Origin of the sequence: Nonomuraea phyllanthi (genome assembly GCF_006334985.2) — a bacterium.
Lineage (GTDB): Bacteria > Actinomycetota > Actinomycetes > Streptosporangiales > Streptosporangiaceae > Nonomuraea > Nonomuraea phyllanthi.
This window is the reverse complement of sequence record NZ_VDLX02000026.1, coordinates 47,497-66,330: the sequence shown is the minus strand read 5'-3', so window position 1 is coordinate 66,330 and position 18,834 is coordinate 47,497. Positions and strand designations below refer to the sequence as shown.

Annotated in this window: 12 protein-coding genes; 5 read left to right on the top strand and 7 right to left on the bottom strand. The window is 72.0% G+C overall.

What is annotated here, in order from left to right:
* Positions 1-9: 9 nt before the first annotated feature.
* From FH608_RS44890 to FH608_RS44880, 3 genes are read right to left on the bottom strand one after another with little or no spacing between them, the layout of a single operon-like run.
* Positions 10-864: an AraC family transcriptional regulator gene (locus FH608_RS44890; RefSeq protein WP_193318981.1), complete on the bottom strand. Its 855-nt coding sequence runs from the start codon at positions 862-864 to the stop codon at positions 10-12.
* Positions 861-2,456, bottom strand: coding sequence for a serine/threonine-protein kinase (locus FH608_RS44885; RefSeq protein WP_139637289.1), 1,596 nt, complete (start codon positions 2,454-2,456; stop codon positions 861-863). The genes FH608_RS44890 and FH608_RS44885 overlap by 4 nt, the downstream gene beginning before the upstream one ends.
* Before the next feature lie 10 nt (positions 2,457-2,466).
* Entirely contained in the window at positions 2,467-4,332 is a 1,866-nt protein-coding gene (locus tag FH608_RS44880; protein ID WP_193318980.1) for a serine/threonine-protein kinase, read from the bottom strand.
* A gap of 284 nt (positions 4,333-4,616) precedes the next feature.
* Between FH608_RS44880 and FH608_RS54600 the strand changes: the two genes are divergently transcribed.
* On the top strand, positions 4,617-5,756 hold the full coding sequence (locus FH608_RS54600) for a chorismate mutase (protein WP_394367741.1): 1,140 nt from the start codon (positions 4,617-4,619) through the stop codon (positions 5,754-5,756).
* 187 nt (positions 5,757-5,943) lie between these two features.
* Here FH608_RS54600 and FH608_RS44865 read toward each other — a convergent pair whose 3' ends face one another.
* Together FH608_RS44865 and FH608_RS44860 are read right to left on the bottom strand one after the other, a co-directional pair.
* Positions 5,944-6,975 carry an SGNH/GDSL hydrolase family protein gene (locus FH608_RS44865; RefSeq protein ID WP_139637287.1) on the bottom strand — a complete coding sequence of 344 codons (1,032 nt, stop codon included), beginning with the start codon at positions 6,973-6,975 and terminating at the stop codon, positions 5,944-5,946.
* 422 nt (positions 6,976-7,397) lie between these two features.
* Positions 7,398-8,762: an amino acid permease gene (locus FH608_RS44860; protein ID WP_226900473.1), complete on the bottom strand. Its 1,365-nt coding sequence runs from the start codon at positions 8,760-8,762 to the stop codon at positions 7,398-7,400.
* Positions 8,763-8,929: 167 nt separating this feature from the next.
* Here FH608_RS44860 and dnaE point away from each other — a divergent pair, with 167 nt between their 5' ends.
* Together dnaE and FH608_RS44850 are read left to right on the top strand one after the other, a co-directional pair.
* The gene (gene dnaE, locus FH608_RS44855) at positions 8,930-12,457 is read left to right on the top strand and encodes a DNA polymerase III subunit alpha (protein WP_139637286.1); all 3,528 of its coding nucleotides are present in this window, start codon (positions 8,930-8,932) and stop codon (positions 12,455-12,457) included.
* Between the two features lie 207 nt (positions 12,458-12,664).
* Positions 12,665-14,035, top strand: coding sequence for an amidase (locus FH608_RS44850; RefSeq protein WP_139637285.1), 1,371 nt, complete (start codon positions 12,665-12,667; stop codon positions 14,033-14,035).
* Between the two features lie 31 nt (positions 14,036-14,066).
* Here the strand turns inward: FH608_RS44850 and FH608_RS44845 are convergent, their stop codons facing one another.
* Positions 14,067-14,588 (bottom strand): hypothetical protein, encoded by a 522-nt coding sequence (locus tag FH608_RS44845; RefSeq protein WP_139637284.1) that lies wholly within the window; start codon positions 14,586-14,588, stop codon positions 14,067-14,069.
* Positions 14,589-14,651: 63 nt separating this feature from the next.
* On the opposite strand from FH608_RS44845, the gene murA reads away from it, so the two are divergent.
* Positions 14,652-15,962, top strand: a complete 1,311-nt coding sequence (gene murA, locus FH608_RS44840; RefSeq protein ID WP_226900471.1) for a UDP-N-acetylglucosamine 1-carboxyvinyltransferase — start codon at positions 14,652-14,654, stop codon at positions 15,960-15,962.
* 75 nt (positions 15,963-16,037) lie between these two features.
* Complete coding sequence (locus FH608_RS44835) at positions 16,038-18,284, top strand: transglycosylase domain-containing protein (RefSeq protein ID WP_139637283.1); 2,247 nt, start codon at positions 16,038-16,040, stop codon at positions 18,282-18,284.
* Positions 18,285-18,308: 24 nt separating this feature from the next.
* On the opposite strand, the gene ybaK is transcribed toward FH608_RS44835, so the two are convergent.
* A complete protein-coding gene (gene ybaK, locus FH608_RS44830) occupies positions 18,309-18,818 on the bottom strand; it encodes a Cys-tRNA(Pro) deacylase (RefSeq protein ID WP_139637282.1) in 510 nt (169 codons plus the stop codon).
* Positions 18,819-18,834: the final 16 nt, after the last annotated feature.

Here is an 18,834-nt window from a genome sequence, read left to right as displayed (position 1 = left end):
CGCAAGAGGCTAAGAGGCGTTGGAAGCGCCCGTCTTGTACGTTCCTGCGGCCCGCTGGTACGCGGCAGGCGGCACGCCCACGATGCGCTTGAAATGCCGGTTCAGGTGGGCCTGGTCCGTGAAGCCGACCTCGGCGGCCACCTGCGCCGGGCGTACCCCGGACAGCAGGAGGTGGCGCGCCTGGCGGACCCGCAGCGAGGTGAGGTAGGCGTGCGGCGGCAGCCCCGTCGCGGCCTTGAAGGCCCGCAGCAGCGCGAACGGCCGCGCACCCACCGCGCCGGCCAGGTCGTCGAGCGTCGGCGGGTCGACGAGGCTGCCGTGCAGCAGGTCGAGCGCATCCCGCACGGCGCGGCGGCCCTCGGCGGGCAGGACGGCCGCCGGGCGGGGGGTCGCGTGCCGGGTCACCAGCCGGGCGAACAGCGTGCGGCTCAGCGTGGAGGCCGCCAGCGCGTCGCCGCGCTCGGCCGCCAGGTGCGCCCTGCACAGCAGCGCCGCCACCTCGGTGTCGCGCACCACCTGCTCGGGGAAGTGCGGCGTCGAGTAGGGGACGCCCAGCTCGGCGGCGACCCCGGCCAGCGCGTCGATCGACGGGTAGAGCATGCGGTACGACCAGCCGTCGGGCGTCCCTGCCTGGCCGGTGTGCGAGGCGTCGGGATTGACCAGCACCAGCTCGCCCGCGCCGGCCCGCAGCAGCGTGCCGCGGTAGTCGAACTCCTCGACGCCCCTGACGATCACCCCGATGGCGTACCCGTCGTGCACGTGCCGGGTGAAGCGGTGGGTGACGTAGCGGGCCCTGAGCAGGTCGGTGCCCGGCACCGCCGGGTGCCGCCAGAAGTGCGCCCGCTCCTTCGCAGCGTCGCTCATCGGGGCCTGAAGGTCTTGACGAACGTCTCGAAGAAGTGCCGGTCGGCGGCCCAGCGGGAGTCGGGGGTCTCCCAGTAGAGGGCGTACGGGCGGCCGTCGGCGGTGCGGAAGCCGCGGTTGACCACGTGGATCAGCACGCCCCGGCGCATCCTGGTGAACTCCCAGTCGGCGGCGTCACGGCCGAGGTAGGTGGTGGGGGTGATGCCGATGCGGTCGTAGCCCTCGAACTCGCCCTTGGAGAGGATCTCCTTCTCCAGCGCCTGCCAGTGCCGGACCGGGTCCTTCCAGACGATGTCGGGAACCGTCCACTCGACGATCATCGCTCCCGAGCTGCCGGGGCCCTTGAAACTGATGCTGTCCCTGGTCGGGTTCTTGGCGGCCCGCCAGCCCTGGGGCATCGCGATCGAGAAGCGGCCCGCCGCGCTGGTGAACGGCCGCCACCCGGCCGGTACGGGCCGCGCCGTGGCGGTCGGCTCGCCGCTCCTGGTGGGCTCGGCGGTCTCGGTCGGCTCCCCGCTTCGCGTGGGCTCGCCGGTCCGGGTGGGCCCTGCCGTCGCGGTGGGCTCTGCCGTCGTGGTGGGTGCGGCTGTGGGGGTGGGGGCGGGGTCCTGCGTACGCGTCGAGAAGTGGACCAGCAGCAGGCCGCCGGCGCCGAGCAGCACGACTGCGGCCACCGCGACGGGCAGCCCGAGCCACAGCGCCCTGCCGCGCCTCCTCGGAACCGTGTCATGCGAAGTCTCGCCCGTGGACCGCCAGGCGGTCGCGTGGCCGGTGCCGGCCGCCGGAGGGGCGGCGGCGATGCGGCCCAGCAGGGCGGCGGCCTCGGCGGCGGGCATCCGCTCGGCCGGGTCCCTGCGCAGCAGGCCCATGATCACCGGCTCGAGCGCGCCCGCCCGCGCGGGCCGCCTGGGCTCGTCGCGCAGCACCGCCGCCACCGTCGCCGCCCACGAACCGCGCTGGAACGGCGGCTCGCCCTCGACCGCCGCGTACAGCGTCGCGCCCAGGGACCACAGGTCGGACTCGGGCGTGGCGGGCTCGCCGTTCAGCCGCTCGGGAGGCATGTACGCGGGCGTGCCCACCAGCCCGCCGGTCGCCGTCAGCCCCGCCTCGGCCTCCAGCGAGGCGATGCCGAAGTCGGTCAGCACGACCCTGCCGTCGTCGGCCAGCAGGACGTTCTCCGGCTTCACGTCGCGGTGCAGCACCCCGGTGGCGTGCGCGGCGCGCAGCGCGTCGAGCACCCGCCCGCCGATCGCGGCGGCCTGCTCCACCGCCAGCGGCCCCCGCTCGCGCAGCACCTCCGCCAGCGAGCGCGAGCGCACCAGCTGCATCACGATCCACGGCCGGCCGTCCTGCTCGACGACGTCGTGGATGACGATCACCGACGGGTGGTCGAGCCGGCCCGCCGCCCTGGCCTCCCTGATCGTCCTGCGGTTGAGCTCGGCCCGCTTGGCGTCGCCGACGCCCGTGTAGCGGACCTCCTTGATGGCCACCGTACGGTCGAGCAGCTCGTCATAGGCCCGCCAGACCACGCCCATGCCGCCCTCGCCGAGAGGCTCGATGAGGCGGTAGCGGTTGCTGACCTGGCTTTCCACGCAGCGAAGCCTACTTCGCCGGTTTGAACGTCGCGCAGAACCCCTCGAAGAAGTGGTAGTCGTCCTTCCAGTGGCTGTTCAGGGTGTGCCAGTAGATCGCGTACGCCCGCCCGTTGTCGGTGATGAAGCCCCTGTTGCGCACGCGCGTCTTGCCGGTGTTGGTGTTCCAGGTGAAGTCCCAGTCGGCCGCGGCCTTCTGGTAGTCGACCCGCTTGATGTCGAGCTTGTGGTACCCGCCGAAGTTGTGCTTGAGGATCGGCTCCTGCCGCTTCCAGTCCTTGTACGGGTCCTTGCCGGGCTTCGCCGCCTCCTCGATCATGAGGTACGCGTTGGAGGCCGCGCCGGGACCCTTGAACTTCACCTGCATGCCGCCGCGGTCCCACACGTCCCAGCCCTTGGGCAGGCCGATGGAGAAGCCCAGCTTCTTGTCCTTGTACATCTTCCAGCCCGCCGGGAGAGGGTTCTCCGTCTTCTCGGGCGTCGGGCTGGGGCTCGGGCTCTCGCTCGCCGACTCCGTGGGCGAGGGCGACGCGGAGGCGCTCGGCTCGGACGTGCCCGACTCGGACGCCTTCGGATCGGAGGAGTCCTGGGAGGGGCTCGTCGTGGCGGCCGCTGCCCCCGAGGTGCGGTCGGTTGGAGTGTCATCCGGAGCCGAGCGCAGGCCCAGGTAGCCGCCGATCCCGGCGACGAGGACGACCGCGAGCGCCGCCGCGACGACGGGCCCGGTCCGCCGCTGGTCCGTCCTGGCCGCGTCCACCGTGGACTCGGCGGCGGGCGCCGGGTCGGCCGTCGGCGCGGGGGTGATCCGCGCGCCGGTCTCGGGCAGGGACGGGCCGGGGACCGGCGCAGGGACGAGGTTCGGGTCGGTCGGCGTGTCGTCCACCGCGGGAGCGGGACGCGCCTTCCTCAGCGGCCGGAACCGGCCCTGGATCTCCGCCGGGTCGTGGCCGGACGGCCCGGCGGGCGACTGGCGGGGCGGCGCGGCGGGCGGCCGCGCGGGCGACGAGGCGGGCAGCGGCCGGGTCGCGGGGAACTGCGCCGTCGGGGGCGCGCTCGCCTGCGCGATGACCTGGCGCAGCAGCCGCTGCGCCTCCTCATAGGTGAGCCGCTGCACCGGCTCCTTGTTCAGCAGCCCGCTGATCACGCCGGCGAGCGGGCCCGCGTGCGGCATGGGGTCGGGCTCGTCCGTGAGGACCGCGTGCATGGTCGCCAGGGCCATCCCCCGCTCGTGCGGGGAGCGCCCCTCCACGGCCGTGTAGAGCGTGGCTCCTAACGACCACAGGTCCGACTCGCGCCGCGCCGGCAGCCCCTTGAGGCGTTCCGGCGCGATGAACGCCGGCGTGCCCGCCAGGCCCGTCACGGTGAGCTGCGTCTCGGTCTCCAGCGTGGCGATGCCGAAGTCGGTGAGCACCACCCGGCCGTCGTCGGCCAGCAGCACGTTCTCGGGTTTGACGTCGCGGTGCAGGACACCCGCCTCGTGGGCGCGGTGCAGAGCGTCCAGCACGGCCAGGCCGATCTCGGCCACCCTCTTGGGCGGCAGCGGCCCGTCCTGCTTGATCACGGCGCCCAGGGAGCGCGACGGGACGAGTTGCATGACGATCCACGGCCGGTCATCCTCCTCGATCACGTCGTGCACGACGATCACGTTGGGATGCTCGAACCTGGCCGCGGCCCTCGCCTCGCGCATCGTGCGCCGGTTCAGCAGCTGCACCTCCTCGCCCAGGGCGGCGGCGTACCTGACCTCCTTGACCGCGACCGTGCGGTCGAGGAGCTCGTCGTGGGCGCGCCACACGATGCCCATACCGCCCCTGCCGATGGGTTCCTGCAGCTGGTACCGGCCGGCGATGCGGCGTCCGTCCTGCTTGCGATCCGACATCAACGGCCTCAAACCCTCCTCTAGGCCAAGAAATACTCCCATAGCGAGGGATCAACGGCGACTCGCCTGAAGGCCACTCCGTCCTGCGCGGGGTGCCGCGCAGCAGGTGGGAGCAGGGTGTAGGGTTTCGGACATGACTTGTCGCTACGCGTTTACCGAGCCGGCTCCGGGAGAGCCGGTCGTCAGCTAGCGACCACCTGGAGCCGGCACGAGGCAGAGACACCCGTCTCTGCCTTTTTGTTTTCCCGCCGGCTTCGGGGCCGGCCCGAGTTGGGGAGTCGAGGATGTCATCGACGTTGGAACGGCACGCCGTGGCGGTGGGCGGGCTGCTCGTGGGCGAGGGACCCGCCGTGGTGATCGGCGGCCGGGTCGACCTGCGCGCCTACCACGGGCAGGCCGACGCGCACGAGGTGCTGGGGGAGCACGCCACGCTGGTGGAGCCGCACTCCGCCGCCGACCTGCCGGCGATCGCCGCCCGCGCGGACGCCGTGGTGGTGGGGTCGTCGTGGACGCGCGACATCCCGCTCGTCCGCGCGGCGGCCGGGCTCGGGCTGCCCGTCGTGGTGGAGCGGCGGCCGTCGGCCTCCATGGAGGAGTGGCTGGGGCTGGCCGACTACTGCGCCGCGGAGGGGGACGGGCGGGTTCTCCTGTGCGAGAGGGGGCGCCTGGACCTGGGGCTCATGCGCGCCGCCCGCGCCGCCTCGGGGCGGCCCGTGCTGGCCGACGTGTCGGGCGACGTGGGGCTGTCGGCCGCGGCGGTGGCCGCGGGCGCGGACGGCCTCGTCCTCGACGCGTCGGGAGCTGGGGCCAAACTGGGGACGTACAAGGGCGCCAAGGTGGTGGACCTCACCAAGGAGGGGGTCCTGGAGTTCGTCGCCGCCGGGACCGAAAGCCGTGAGGAGTCACGCCCGGAAGGGCGCGACGATCGCAAGACGCCCGCGGGGCCGGCTGCGGGCGGGGAGGCCGGGCTCGCGCCGGAGGCCGTTCCTGGCGTGCTTCCGGGCAGAGCGGCGGATGACGGGCCTGGGAAGGCGCCGGGCGCGGCATCCGGGGCGGCGTCCGGAGCGGCGGCCAGGGCGTTGTCGGGGGCGGCGGCGCTTCGGGTGGCGGAGGAGGCCGTGACGGTCGTCGGGGCGCTGCTCAGGCCCGAGGCGCCCGCCACGTTGCCGGAGTGCAGGCAGGCGATCGACCGGGTGGACGCCGCGCTGGCCACGCTGCTCGAACGGCGGGCGGCGCTGGCGGGGATCGTGCAGCGCATCAAGCCGGTGGGCGGGTTCGCGGGGCGCGACCTCGCACGGGAGCGCGCGCTCGTGGCCCGGATGGCGTTGCGCGCGCCGTCGCTGGGCGAGGCACGCCTCGCGCCCATCATGAACGCCGTCATCGAGGCGGGCCTCCATCTGGCCGAGGAACGCGCGGCCCGCTAACCCCGGCATGCGTCCGGTCCACGCTGCGGGCCGGATCCGGCATGTCCGGGCAGCGGCGCAGGATGCGGCGCCGGCCATGCCGATGCGCTGAAGGGCCGGCCACCTCCTCGACGGTTCGTCGGGTCCTGGCCGAGAGCGGCGGCCGGCGGGCAGGCGAGCCGGGGGACGCCGCCAGCCCCACGGCCGGTCAGGAAGCGGAGAGGTGGAAATTGTTCATGGGGCGGCCCGGGCCGGCGGCGATCTGCTGGGTGATGAGCTCCGCGAAGCGGCGGTAGCCGTCGGCCGTCGGGTGGAAGCTGCGGGCGTTGACCGTCAGATCCTCCACGTCCACCTCCAGCCCGTTCAGGTACGGTTGCGGCCGCCCCACCTCGTGCCCCGCGAACGCCTCGTACGCGTCCACGTACTCCATGCTCCCCGGCGCCCCGAACGCCGCGATCGCCCGGTCGAAGTCGGCCACCACCGACGCCACCGTGTCGTTGAGCCGCCGCGTCACCGCGTTGAGCCACCTCTGGTCCGCCACGCTGAGGTTGTCGACGCCGTCGGTGGGCGGCTCCGGGAACGGGCGGGGGTAGCCGAGGACGATGACGCGCGCGTCGGGCGCCCGGGTGCGCAGCTCGCGCAGCACCTTCAGCATGCTGGGCCGTAACTGCTGGATGCGGCGCTCGACGGCGGCGTCCTGCTCGACGCAGGCGGACGACCACGGCAGCTTGACGATGCACCCCGTGAGCACCTTCGTGAAGCCGGCGTCGTTGCCGCCGATGCTCAGCGTCACGAGGCTGGCGGACGGGCCGACGCGGGAGATCTGGGGCTGCTGGCCGTGCTGGCCCGACAGGAGCTGGGCCGTGGTGGCGCCGCTGCAGGCGTAGAAGGCGGTGCCGCCGCCGAAGTGGAAGGCTCCCGACACCAGCGGCACGTACGAGCCCGAGGCCCGGTGGCAGCGGTCGGCGCCGTCGTTGACCGGCTGCCGGTCCAGGTCGTAGACGCCCTCGCCCGAGGAGTAGGAGTCGCCGAGCGCCACGTACGCGCCGCTCTGGGCCACCTGTACGGGCGTCAGGCGGACCGCCTGCGGCAGCCGCCCGCCCGGCTCCCCGGTGACCGGGCAGCCGGCGTCCAGCGCGGCGCAGGCCAGCTTCGGGATGACGCCGAGGGGCACGCACGCCAGAGCGAGCGCGATGCCGACGGCGGCCGCCACGGCGACCCTGGCACGGTGGCGCGCCACCCGGGTGTCGCGAGCTCCTTGAGCGCCGCGTTCCCCCGGATCGTCGCCCCCCACCCAGGAATCGGGCGTTGCCGAGGTGCCTTTCGTGGCCGCCTCTAGATCGGATGTGGCAGGCGTGCCTTGCCCGGCCTTCAGGCCCGGAAGGTCCGGCGTGGGTGGCGTGCCTGGCGTGACCTCATGGTCCCGCGTGGGCGGTACGCCTTGCGTGACCTCAAGGTCCGGCGTGGCCGACGTGCCCTGTGCGGCCTGGGCGTCATGCGTCGACCGTGTGCCGTGCCGCGTCCGGAAGGAGCGGAAGGGCCAGAGGCCGCGTGGGGCCCCGGAGGCGCGCGTCGTCTGCTTCGGTGCCTGTCGTGTCGCCTCGTCCAGTGCGGCCTCCCCGGCGGCTGCTGCTGCGTGCTGGCGACATCGAGACTACCCAGTCAGCTGATCGTCGGGTCACCGCGACCGCGCGTGCGGCGGCGGCTGACCAGGCGCCAGCCGAGCGCGATGGCCGCGACCAGCGCCGGGATGAGGAAGAACGCCACCCGCTGATCGCGGTCGGCGAACGGCATCAGCAGCACGACGAGCACCAGGAACGCCAGCGTGAGCCAGTTCGTGTAGGGAGAGCCGGGCATCGGGAACGTCGACAGATGCCCCGAGCGGCGCAGCCGCAGCTGGCAGAGGACCAGCGTGCCCCAGGTCGTGATCACGCCCAGCGAGGCGACGGCGGTGGCGATGTTGAAGGCGCGCTCGGGCAGGTAGTAGAAGAGCGCCACCCCGGCCAGGAACATGATCGCGGTGAAGAGGATGCCGCCCATCGGGACGTGCCGGGAGCTGAGGGTGCCCGCGAACCGGGGCGCCTCGTGCTTGGTCGCCATCGAGCGCAGGATGCGGCCCGTGGCGTACAGGCCGGAGTTGCAGGACGAGAGCGCGGCGGTGATCACGACGAGGTTCATGGCGTCGGCGGCCCACGGGACGCCGAGGCCGGAGAAGAACGTCACGAACGGCGAGATGTCCGCGCGGTAGGCGGTCCAGGGCAGGACCATCGCCAGCAGGATCACCGAGCCCACGTAGAAGATCGCGATGCGCCACACCACGCCGTTGATCGCCTTCGGCATGACCTGGTGCGGCCGGGCCGTCTCGCCCGCCGCGATGCCGACCATCTCGATCGCCGAGTACGCGAACACCACCGACTGCAGGCTCATCAGCACCATCGGGAAGCCCTTCGGCATGAAACCGCCGTGGGACACCAGGTTCTGCGGCCCCGCCTGGCCGACCGTGAGGACCACCAGGGCCAGCGCGATCACCAGGAAGACCGTGATCGCCAGCACCTTGAGCAGCGCGAACCAGAACTCCAGCTCGCCGAACAGCCGCACCGACAGCAGGTTGACCGACAGGACGAAGCCGAGGGCGATGAGCGCCGTGAGCCACTGCGGGAACGCCGGCGCCCAGTAATGGATGTAGGCGGCGATGGCGGTCAGCTCGGCGATGCCGGTGAAGGCCCAGTTGATCCAGTACATCCAGCCGCTGGCGAACGCCGCCCACGGGCCGATGAACTCGCCCGCGTACTCGACGAACGACCCCGACGCCGGGCGGTAGAGCACCAGCTCGCCGAGCGCCCGCATGACGAAGAACGCGGCCACCCCGGCGGCGGCGTAGGAGAGCACCAGGGCGGGCCCCGTGGCGGCCAGCCGGCCTCCCGAACCGAGGAACAACCCGACCCCGATCGCCCCGCCGATGGCGATCATCTGGACCTGGCGATTGCCGAGCGCGTGCCGGTAGCCCTCGTCGGTCTGCGTGCGCACCGAGTGTCTCCTCAACTACGTAAAGTAGTTACGACGATATCGGTGCCGACCACCGCGCGGACCCCGGCACGCCGGTCGTCGCGCCGCCCGCCCGGGGCCCGGAGATGTCGGTGGGGCGCACTAGAGTCGGAGCGCACAACCGCACCGAGACCGGGAGGTGCCGCCCCATGCCGTCCGGCGAGTCGTTCGTCCACCTGCACGTGCACACCGAATACTCGATGCTGGACGGCGCGGCCCGCCTCAGGCAGATGTTCACGAAGGTCGGCGAGCTGGGCATGCCGGCGATCGCGATCACCGACCACGGCAACATGCACGGCGCGTACGACTTCTACAGGCAGGCCACGGCCGCCGGCGTCAAGCCGGTCATCGGCATCGAGGCCTATGTCGCGCCGGACCTGCGCCACAACAAGAAGCCGGTGCTCTGGGGCGAGCCGCACCAGAGGAGGGACGACGTCTCGGCGGGCGGCCACTACACCCATATGACGATCTGGGCGCGTAACAAGACGGGCCTGCACAACCTGATGCGCCTGTCCTCGCGCGCCTACACCGAGGGTTTCGTCCGCAAATGGCCGCGAATGGACGCCGAGCTCCTGGCCGAGCACGCCGACGGCCTGATGGCCACCACCGGCTGCCCGTCGGGCGAGGTGCAGACCCGGCTGCGGCTCGGCCAGTACGACGAGGCGCTCAAGGCCGCCGCGAAATACCAGGAGATCTTCGGCAAGGACGACTTCTACCTGGAGATCATGGACCACGGCCTCGACATCGAGCGCCGCGTCCGCGACGGGCTGGTCGCGATCAGCAGGGAGCTCGGCATCCCGCCGCTGGTCACCAACGACTCCCACTACACCTACGAGTCCGACGCCGCCTCCCACGACGCCCTGCTGTGCATCCAGACCGGCAAGCAGCTGTCCGACCCCGACCGCTTCCGCTTCGACGGCAGCGGCTACTACATCAAGACCGCCGACGAGATGCGCGCGGTCGACTCCTCCGGCCTGTGGGCCGAGGGCTGCCGCAACACCCTGCTGGTGGCGGAGAAGGTCGACCCGGCCGGGTTCTTCGAGTTCAAGAACCTCATGCCGACCTACCCCATCCCCGGCGGCATGACGGAGAGCGAGTTCTTCCGCAAGACCGTCTGGGAGGGCATGGACCGGCGCTGGCCGGAGGGCTACGACGAGCAGCACAGGAAGCAGGCCGAGTACGAGATCGGGATCATCGAGCAGATGGGCTTCCCGAGCTACTTCCTCGTGGTCGCCGACTTCATCATGTGGGCCAAGCAGAACGGCATCCCGGTCGGCCCCGGGCGCGGCTCGGCGGCGGGGTCGCTGGTGGCGTACGCGATGGGCATCACCGACCTCGACCCGATCACGCACGGCCTGATCTTCGAGCGGTTCCTCAACCCCGAGCGCGTCTCCATGCCCGACGTCGACATCGACTTCGACGAGCGCAGGCGCGGTGACGTGATCCGCTACGTGACCGAGAAGTGGGGCGCCGACAAGGTCGCCATGATCGCCACGTTCGGCACCATCAAGGCGAAGGCCGCCATCAAGGACGCCGGCCGCGTCCTGGGCTACCCCTACGCGCTCGGCGACCGGGTCTCCAAGGCGTTCCCGCCCGCCGTCATGGGCAAGGACATCCCGCTCGCCGGCATCTTCGACAAGGACCACCCGCGCTACAACGAGGCGGGCGATCTGCGCAGGCTCTACGAGGAGGACGCCGACGTCAAGGCGACGATGGACCTCGGCAGGGGCCTGGAGGGCCTGATCAGGCAGACCGGCGTGCACGCCGCCGGCGTGATCATGTCGGCCGAGGTGCTGACCGACCACGTCCCGATCATGCGGCGCGACTCCGACGGCGCCATCATCACGCAGTTCGACTACCCGACCTGCGAGACGCTCGGCCTGCTCAAGATGGACTTCCTGGGCCTGCGCAACCTCACCATCATGGACGACTGCCTCAAGATGATCGAGGCGACCACGGGGGAGAGGGTCGACCTGCTCTCGCTGCCGCTCGACGACCGGAAGTCGTACGAGCTGCTGGCCAAGGGCGACACGCTGGGCGTGTTCCAGCTCGACGGCGGCGGCATGCGCTCGCTGCTGCGCCTCATGCGCCCCGACAACTTCGAGGACATCTCCGCGGCCCTCGCGCTCTACCGTCCCGGCCCGATGGGCGCCAACTCCCACACCAACTACGCGCTGCGCAAGAACGGCCAGCAGGAGATCACGCCGATCCACCCGTCGCTGGCGGAGCCGCTCAAGGACATCCTCGACACGACCTACGGCCTGATCATCTACCAGGAGCAGGTCATGGCCATCGCGCAGAAGGTGGCCGGCTTCACCCTCGGCGCCGCCGACCTGCTGCGCCGCGCGATGGGCAAGAAGAAGAAGGCCGAGCTGGACAAGCAGTACGCCGGCTTCGAGCAGGGCATGCTCGACAGGGGCTACCCGCCCGAGGCCGTCAAGGCGCTGTGGGACATCCTGCTGCCGTTCTCCGACTACGCCTTCAACAAGGCCCACACCGCCGCCTACGGCCTCATCGCCTACTGGACCGCCTACCTCAAGGCCAACCACCCGGCCGCCTACATGGCCGCGCTGCTGTCCAGCGTCAAGGACGACAAGGACAAGTCGGCCCTCTACCTCAACGAGTGCCGCCGCATGGGCATCAAGGTGTTCCCGCCGGACGTCAACGACTCCGACTTCGACTTCACGCCGCGCGGCACCGACATCCGCTTCGGCCTGTCGGCCGTCCGCAACGTCGGCGGCAACGTCGTCGCCGGCATCCTCAAGGCACGCAAGGAGAAGGGCCGCTTCGGCGACTTCAAGGACTTCCTGCGCAAGGTGCCCGCCGTCGTCTGCAACAAGCGCGTGATCGAGTCGCTGATCAAGGCGGGCGCGTTCGACTCCCTCGGCCACGTCCGCAAGGGCCTGGTGATGGTGCACGAGCAGGCCGTGGACGCGATCATCGACATCAAGCGGAACGAGGCCATCGGCCAGGACTCCCTGTTCGGGGCGATCGACGGCGGCGAGGACCAGACCTTCGACGTGCAGATCCCGCTGGGGGAGTGGGACAAGAACACGCTGCTGCAGTTCGAGCGGGAGATGCTCGGCCTCTACGTGTCCGACCACCCGCTGTTCGGCGTCGAGCACATCCTGGCGGCGGGCGCCGACTGCTCGATCGCGGCCGTCCAGGACGAGAGCCGGCCCGACGGGCAGGTGGTGACCGTGGGCGGCATCCTGAGCGGGGTGCAGCGCAAGGTCACCAAGAAGGGCGACACCTGGGTGCTGACCCAGCTGGAGGACCTCGCGGGCTCGATCGAGGTGATGATCTTCCCGTCGGCCTACCAGCTGTGCTCGACGATCCTGGCCGAGGACGCGATCGTGTTCGTCAAGGGGCGCGTCGACAAGCGGGAGGACGTAGCGAAGATCATCGCCATGGAGGTGACGGCGCCCGACCTGACGCAGGAGGCGGGCGGGCCGCTGCTGGTGAGCCTGCCGCTGACCCGCTGCACGCCGCCGGTGGTGGCGCGGCTCAAGGAGATCCTCCGCACGCATCCGGGCACCTCGGAGGTGCACCTGCAGGTCCACAACGGGCCGAGGACGACGGTCATGCGGGTGGGCGACCGGCTGCGCGTCACGCCGTCCCCGGCGCTGATGGGCGACCTGAAACAGCTCCTCGGCCCCGCCTGCCTCGGCGCCTGACCCGCCGGCGCCGCGGGCTCTCCGCTCTTCATTTCTTACGGCTCCGCACGGGCGGCCCCACCCGCCGCACGTGGCCGGGCCCCGTCCAGGGCGACGCTCACCGGGCGGCTCCGGCGGGCCGCCGTGACGCGCGCACAGTGGGCCGTCCGGGTGGTTGGGCGACCCTCGCCGTCGCCGGGCCGCGGCTCGTGGGGCAGGATCGCAAGGGTGAGCGAACTCCACCATCTGAGCGCGACCGAGCTGGCCCGGCTGATCAGAGCCCGGCAGGTGAGCGCCGTCGAGGTCGTCCAGGCCCATCTCGACCGCATCGAGCAGGTCAACCCGCACGTCAACGCCATCGTGACGCTGGTCGCCGAGCAGGCGCTCGACGCCGCCGAGGCGGCCGACGCGCGGGAGCCGGACGGGCCGCTGCACGGTCTGCCCGTCGCGCACAAGGACCTCGTCGACACCGCCGGCATCCGCACGACGTACGGCTCGCCGCTGTTCGCCCACCACGTCCCGGACGAGGACGCCCTGATCGTGCGGCGGCTGCGCGCGGCGGGGGCCATCACCGTGGGCAAGACCAACACCCCGGAGTTCGGCACCGGCTCCCACACGGTCAACGAGGTGTTCGGCGCCACCAGGAACCCCTACGACCCGTCCAAGTCCGCCGGGGGCAGCAGCGGCGGCGCGGCGGTGGCCCTGGCGACCGGGATGGTGCCGCTGGCCGACGGCTCCGACATGGGCGGCTCGCTGCGCAACCCCGCCTCGTTCTGCAACGTGGTCGGCCTGCGCCCCACGCCCGGGCGGGTCCCCGAGATCTCCGACACCAACGCCTGGTACACCCTCGGGGTCTCGGGGCCGATGGCGCGGACGGTCGAGGACGTCACGCTGATGTTCGGGGTCATCGCCGGGTTCGACCGGCGCTCCCCGTACTCGATCAAGGAGGTGTTCGCCCCCGAGCCCGAGGAGGGCGTGGCGGGGCTGCGCGTGGCGTGGAGCCCCGACCTGGGCGGGCTGCCGGTGGACCCGCGCACGGCGGAGGTCACCGCGACGGCGCCGCCGGTGTTCGAGCGGCTGGGTGCCCGCGTCGAGCAGGTGGAGCTGGACCTGGAGGGGGCGGACGACGCGTTCAGGACCTACCGGGCGTGGAACTACGCGCTGTCCTTCGACGACATCGACGGGCTAGGACCCAACACCGCCTGGAACGTCGAGCAGGGCCGCAAGGTGACCGGCGCCGACCTGGCCAGGGCCGAGCGGGCGCGCAGCCGCCTCTACCAGCGGATGGCGGCGTTCTTCGACACCTACGACGTGCTGATCGCGCCCGTCAGCCAGGTGCCGCCGTTCCCGATCGAGCAGCGCTACGTCGACGAGATCAACGGGGAGAGGCTGCCCGACTACCTGTCCTGGATGCGCTCGGCCTACTGGATCAGCGTGCTGCACGCCCCGGCCGCGTCCGTGCCCGCCGGGTTCACCTCCGACGGGCTGCCGGTGGGGGTGCAGATCGTGGGCCGGCCGTTCGAGGACGCCAGGGTGCTGCGCGTGGCCCGCGCGTTCGAGCAGGCCACCGGCCACGGCCTGCGCCGCCCGCCGCTCTGAGCGCCGGGGCCGGAGCGAACATCGGTGCCGGTCAGAGCGGGTCGGCCGGCTCGCCGTACGGGTGGCGCAGCGGCGACTCACGGTAGCCGTGCATGCCCTCCAGCAGCCCGAAGAAGCCGACGGAGAGCAGCGGCCAGGCCACCAGCACCCCCGAGGCGGTCAGCTTCAGCGCCCCGGGCACGATCGTGACCCCGGGCGGCGCGGCGGCCTCCACGACGACCCCGCCGATGGTGACCGTCGAGCCGACCCACAGGGTCAGCATCGCGGCCAGCACCCCGCCCGCGCAGAGCCCGAGCACCACCGGCAGCATCCAGCGCCGCCCCACGAACCAGCCGACGCCGCCGCACGCCAGGCCCAGGCCGCCGGTGATCACCGCGAACCAGCCGTCGGCCGCGATCAGCGCCTGCGTGGTCGGGTCGGCCAGCACCGCGCCCTGCGCGGTGACCTGGTACGGAGCGCGGGGCGTCAGGCCCGACCAGAGCAGCCCGGCGGCGGCTCCGAGAGTGGCGAGTGTGAGGACAGTTACCGCAAAAGCGCGTACTTCCCTCGTCACGCCACTCCCCCTCACATGTATGTCCGAACCAGCTCGATGGTATCCCCCGGCTAGGCTCGCTTCGTGATTGCAGAAGAGGTGTGGCTGATAGAACCCTCCGGCCCGCTCCGGGGTGACGTCGAGGTCCGCGGGTCCAAGAACGGGGTCTCCAAGCACATGGTCGCCGCCATGCTGGGCGACGGCGAGAGCAGCATCCACAACGCGCCCGAGGTGGGCGAGGTGGAGATCACGGCCGCCATGCTGCGGGCGCTGGGGATCGACGTCGAGATCTCCCGTACGGAGATCAGGATCGAGCGCGGGCCGGCCATCGAGCCGAGGGTGCCCGACGCGTTCACCGGCCTGAACCGCATCCCCATCCTCATGCTGGGCCCGCTGCTGCACCTGGCGGGGGAGGCGTTCGTCCCGCTGGTCGGCGGCGACCCGATCGGCCGGCGGCCGGTGAACTTCCACGTCGAGGCCCTGCGGGCGATGGGCGCCGAGGTCGAGGTGGGCGACACGGGCATCTTCGCCAAGGCGGGCCGGCTGACCGGCACCCGGATCGAGCTGCCCTACCCCAGCGTGGGCGCCACGGAGACGGTCCTGATGTCGGCGGTGCTGGCCGAGGGCAAGACGGTGCTGAAGAACGCCGCGATGGAGCCCGAGGTGGTGGAGCTGGCGCTGTTCCTGCAGCGCATGGGCGCCAGGATCGAGCTCTCGCCCGACCGCAGGATCGTCATCGAGGGCGTCGACCGGCTGCGCGGCGCCTCCACCTGGCTGACCGGCGACCGCATCGAGGCGTTCTCGTACCTGGCGGCAGGGCTGGTCACCGGGGGAGAGGTGCGGGTGCACGGGTGCCCGCAGGACCGCCTGGTCACCGCGATCACCACGCTGGCCAGGATGGGCGCCCGGTTCGACATCAACGACGAGTACCTGTGCGCCACCGCGCCGCCCGAGGGGCTGCGCGCGGCGGCCGTGCAGACCGACACCCATCCCGGGTTCATGACGGACTGGCAGACGCCGCTCATGGTGCTGTTCACGCAGAGCCAGGGCATGTCGGTGCTGCACGAAACCGTCTTCGAGAACCGCCTGGTGTACGTGCCGGCGCTGCAGAAGATGGGCTGCGAGATCGAGGTGTTCGACCAGTGCCTGGGCGGCCCGGCCTGCCGCTACCACGACACCAACGCCAGGCACTCGGCCGTCGTGCGCGGCGTGTCCCAGCTCAAGGGCGCCGACGTGACGCTGCCCGACATCAGGGCGGGGTTCTCGGCCGTGCTGGCGGCGGCGGTCGCCGACGGCACGTCCACGCTGCGCGGCGTGCACCACATCGAACGCGGCTACCACCGGCCGTTCGAGCAGTTCGCCTCGCTCGGGTTGCACATCCGCCGCCAGCGGTAAGAGTCGCCGCAGGCAACGGTAAACAGGTGACAAGCGGGCGTTTGGCACGGATCAGGACGTCGCAGATCAAGTGACGTGACCGTACTCAGATCCGTCGGCGGGCTCGGGCTGGCGGGGGCGCTCAGCGGGGTGCTGATCGCGGCTCTGGCCGCGCCCCTGGTGAGCGGCGGCGGCCTGGCCGCCAAGAACGTCGCCCACACGTTCACCGACCTGCCGCCCGCGCCGCGCGAGGAACCGCTCGCGCAGGTGACCAGGCTGCTGGACAAGGACGGCCGGACGTTCGCCCAGTTCTACGAGGCGAACAGGACAGCCGTCCCGCTCCGCGCCGTCGCGCCGATGATGCGCAAGGCGATCGTGGCCATCGAGGACGCCCGCTTCTACGAGCACGGCGGCCTCGACGTGCGCGGCACCTTCCGGGCGCTGCTGGCCAACACCCAGGCCGGCGGCATCAGGCAGGGCGGCTCGTCCCTGACGCAGCAGCTCGTCAAGAACATCCTGGTCGAGAGCGCGCGTACCGAGGCCGAACGCGACCGGGCCCGCGCCCCGAACCTGGCCCGCAAGATCACCGAGCTGCGGCTCGCGCTGGCCCTGGAGAAGAAGTACCGCAAGGACGAGATCCTCGAGCGCTACCTGAACATCGCCTACTTCGGCGCCGGCGCCCACGGCGTCGAGGCGGCGGCCCGGCGCTTCTTCTCCACCTCGGCCGCCAAGCTGACGCTCGGCCAGGCGGCCACGCTGGCGGGGGCGGTGCGCATGCCGTACTCGACCGACCCCTCGCTCGGCAAGGCCCACCGGGCGCGCCTGAAGGAGCGGCGCGACCTCGTACTGGACCGCATGGCCGGGCTGAAGATGATCACCCAGCAGCGGGCGTCGAGCGCCAAGGCGGCGCCGCTCGGGATCCGGCTGCGGCCCGAGCCCGGCGGCTGCGAGCAGAGCGAGTTCCCGTTCTACTGCCTGTACGTGCAGCGCGAGCTGCTCTCCAACCCGGTCTTCGGCAACACCGAGGCCGAGCGGCGGACCCGGATGGCGAGGGGCGGCCTGACGATCAGGACGAGCCTCGACCCGATCGCGCAGCGCGCCGCCGAGCGGGCCATCCGCAGCCACGTCTCCCCGCAGGACACCGAGGTCGCCGCCGAGGCCATGGTCGAGCCGCGGACCGGCCGGATCAGGGCGATGGCCGCCAGCAAGCGCTTCGGCCGCAACCCCGGCAACAAGAAGAACGGCCCCAAGACCACCTTCAACCTGGCAGCGGACGTCGCGCACGGAGGCGGCCAGGGCTTCCAGGCCGGGTCGACGTTCAAGGCGTTCACCCTGGCCACCGCGCTCAAACAGGGCTGGCGCTTCAACGACGGCTTCAACACGCCGGGGGCGCTCGTGCCCGCGCAGGGCTACCGCGACTGCTCCGGCAAACCCGTCAACGACCCCGGCACCCGCATACTCAACGCCAGCGGCGAGGGCGAGGGCGGCCCGCACAGCATCGAGACCGGCACCTGGAAGTCGGTGAACATCTTCTACATGATGCTGGAGCGCAAGGTCGGGCTCTGCAACGTGGTGCGCACCGCCAAGGCGCTCGGCATCGCCCGTGCCGACGGCAAGCCGCTGAAGGAGGTGCCCACCTTCACGCTGGGCGTCAACGAGATGGACCCGGTGACGGTGGCGGCGGCCTTCGCGACGTTCGCGGCCAGGGGGATGTACTGCCGGCCGCTGGCCATCGTGGAGATCGTCGGCCGGGACGGGCGGCGCACCCACGTGCCGCCGTCGTGCGAGCGGGCCCTGGAGGAGGAGGTCGCGGACGCGGTCAACTACGTGCTGGAGGGCGTCTTCACCCAGGGCACCATGCGCGGCCAGGGCATCGACCGGCCGGCCGCCGGGAAGACCGGCACCAACAACGGCTACACCTCGGCCTGGTTCGCCGGTTACACGCCCGCGCTCGCGGCGGCCGTCAGCGTCGGGGACATCCGGGGGTCGTACAAGTTCCCGCTGCAGGACGTGCAGATCGGCGACCAGTACTACGGGTCGGTGCAGGGCGCGTCGCTGCCGGGGCCGATCTGGGTGGACTCGATGGGTCCCGCGCTGCGGCGCGTCGAGCCCAGGGGCTTCCCCGGGCCCGACATGGCGCGCTTCGGCGGCGGGCACACGCCCGGGCTGGAGAAGGCGCTGGAGAAGGAGAAGCGGCGCGAGGCCCTCCAGGGCCGCCACGGCCGCCGCGGCGACCGCCCGTTCCTGCGCCGGCACCGGCGCCTGTTCGAGTGGCTGCTGGGCCAGTCGCCTCTGGACCAGCCCTTCGGCCGCCAGCATCGCCGCCACCGCCACCGGAACTGACGAGACCCGCCGGACCCGTGCCTGCTACGAGTCCCGGCGGCCGATGGGGGCGGTGACGGCTCTGGTGAGGGTGATGAGGTTGTCGGGCGCGGTCTCGATCTGCAGCCCGCGCTTGCCGGCCGAGAAGTAGATCGTCTCGAAGTCGAGCGCCGAGGAGTCGACCACGGTGGGCAGCTGCTTGCGCTGGCCCAGCGGGCTGATGCCGCCCACGACATAGCCGGTCACCCGCTCGACCTTGGCCGCGTCGGCCATCGCGGCCCGCTTGCTGTCGAGCGCCCCCGCCAGGGCCTTGAGGTCGAGCTTGCCCGCCACGGGCACGACCGCGACCGCGAGGCCGCTCTCCACCTCGGCCACCAGCGTCTTGAAGATCCGTTCGTACGGCACGCCGAGCGCGTCCGCCGCCTCCTCACCGTAGGCCTGCGCGGAGGCGTCGTGCTCGTAGGGGTGGAGCGTGAAGTCGGCCTTGGCCCTGGTCAGCGCCACTGTGGCCGGAGTGCCGCCGCCCTTGCCTTCCTTGCCTTTCGATTTGCTCACGGGAGCCCATTGTAGC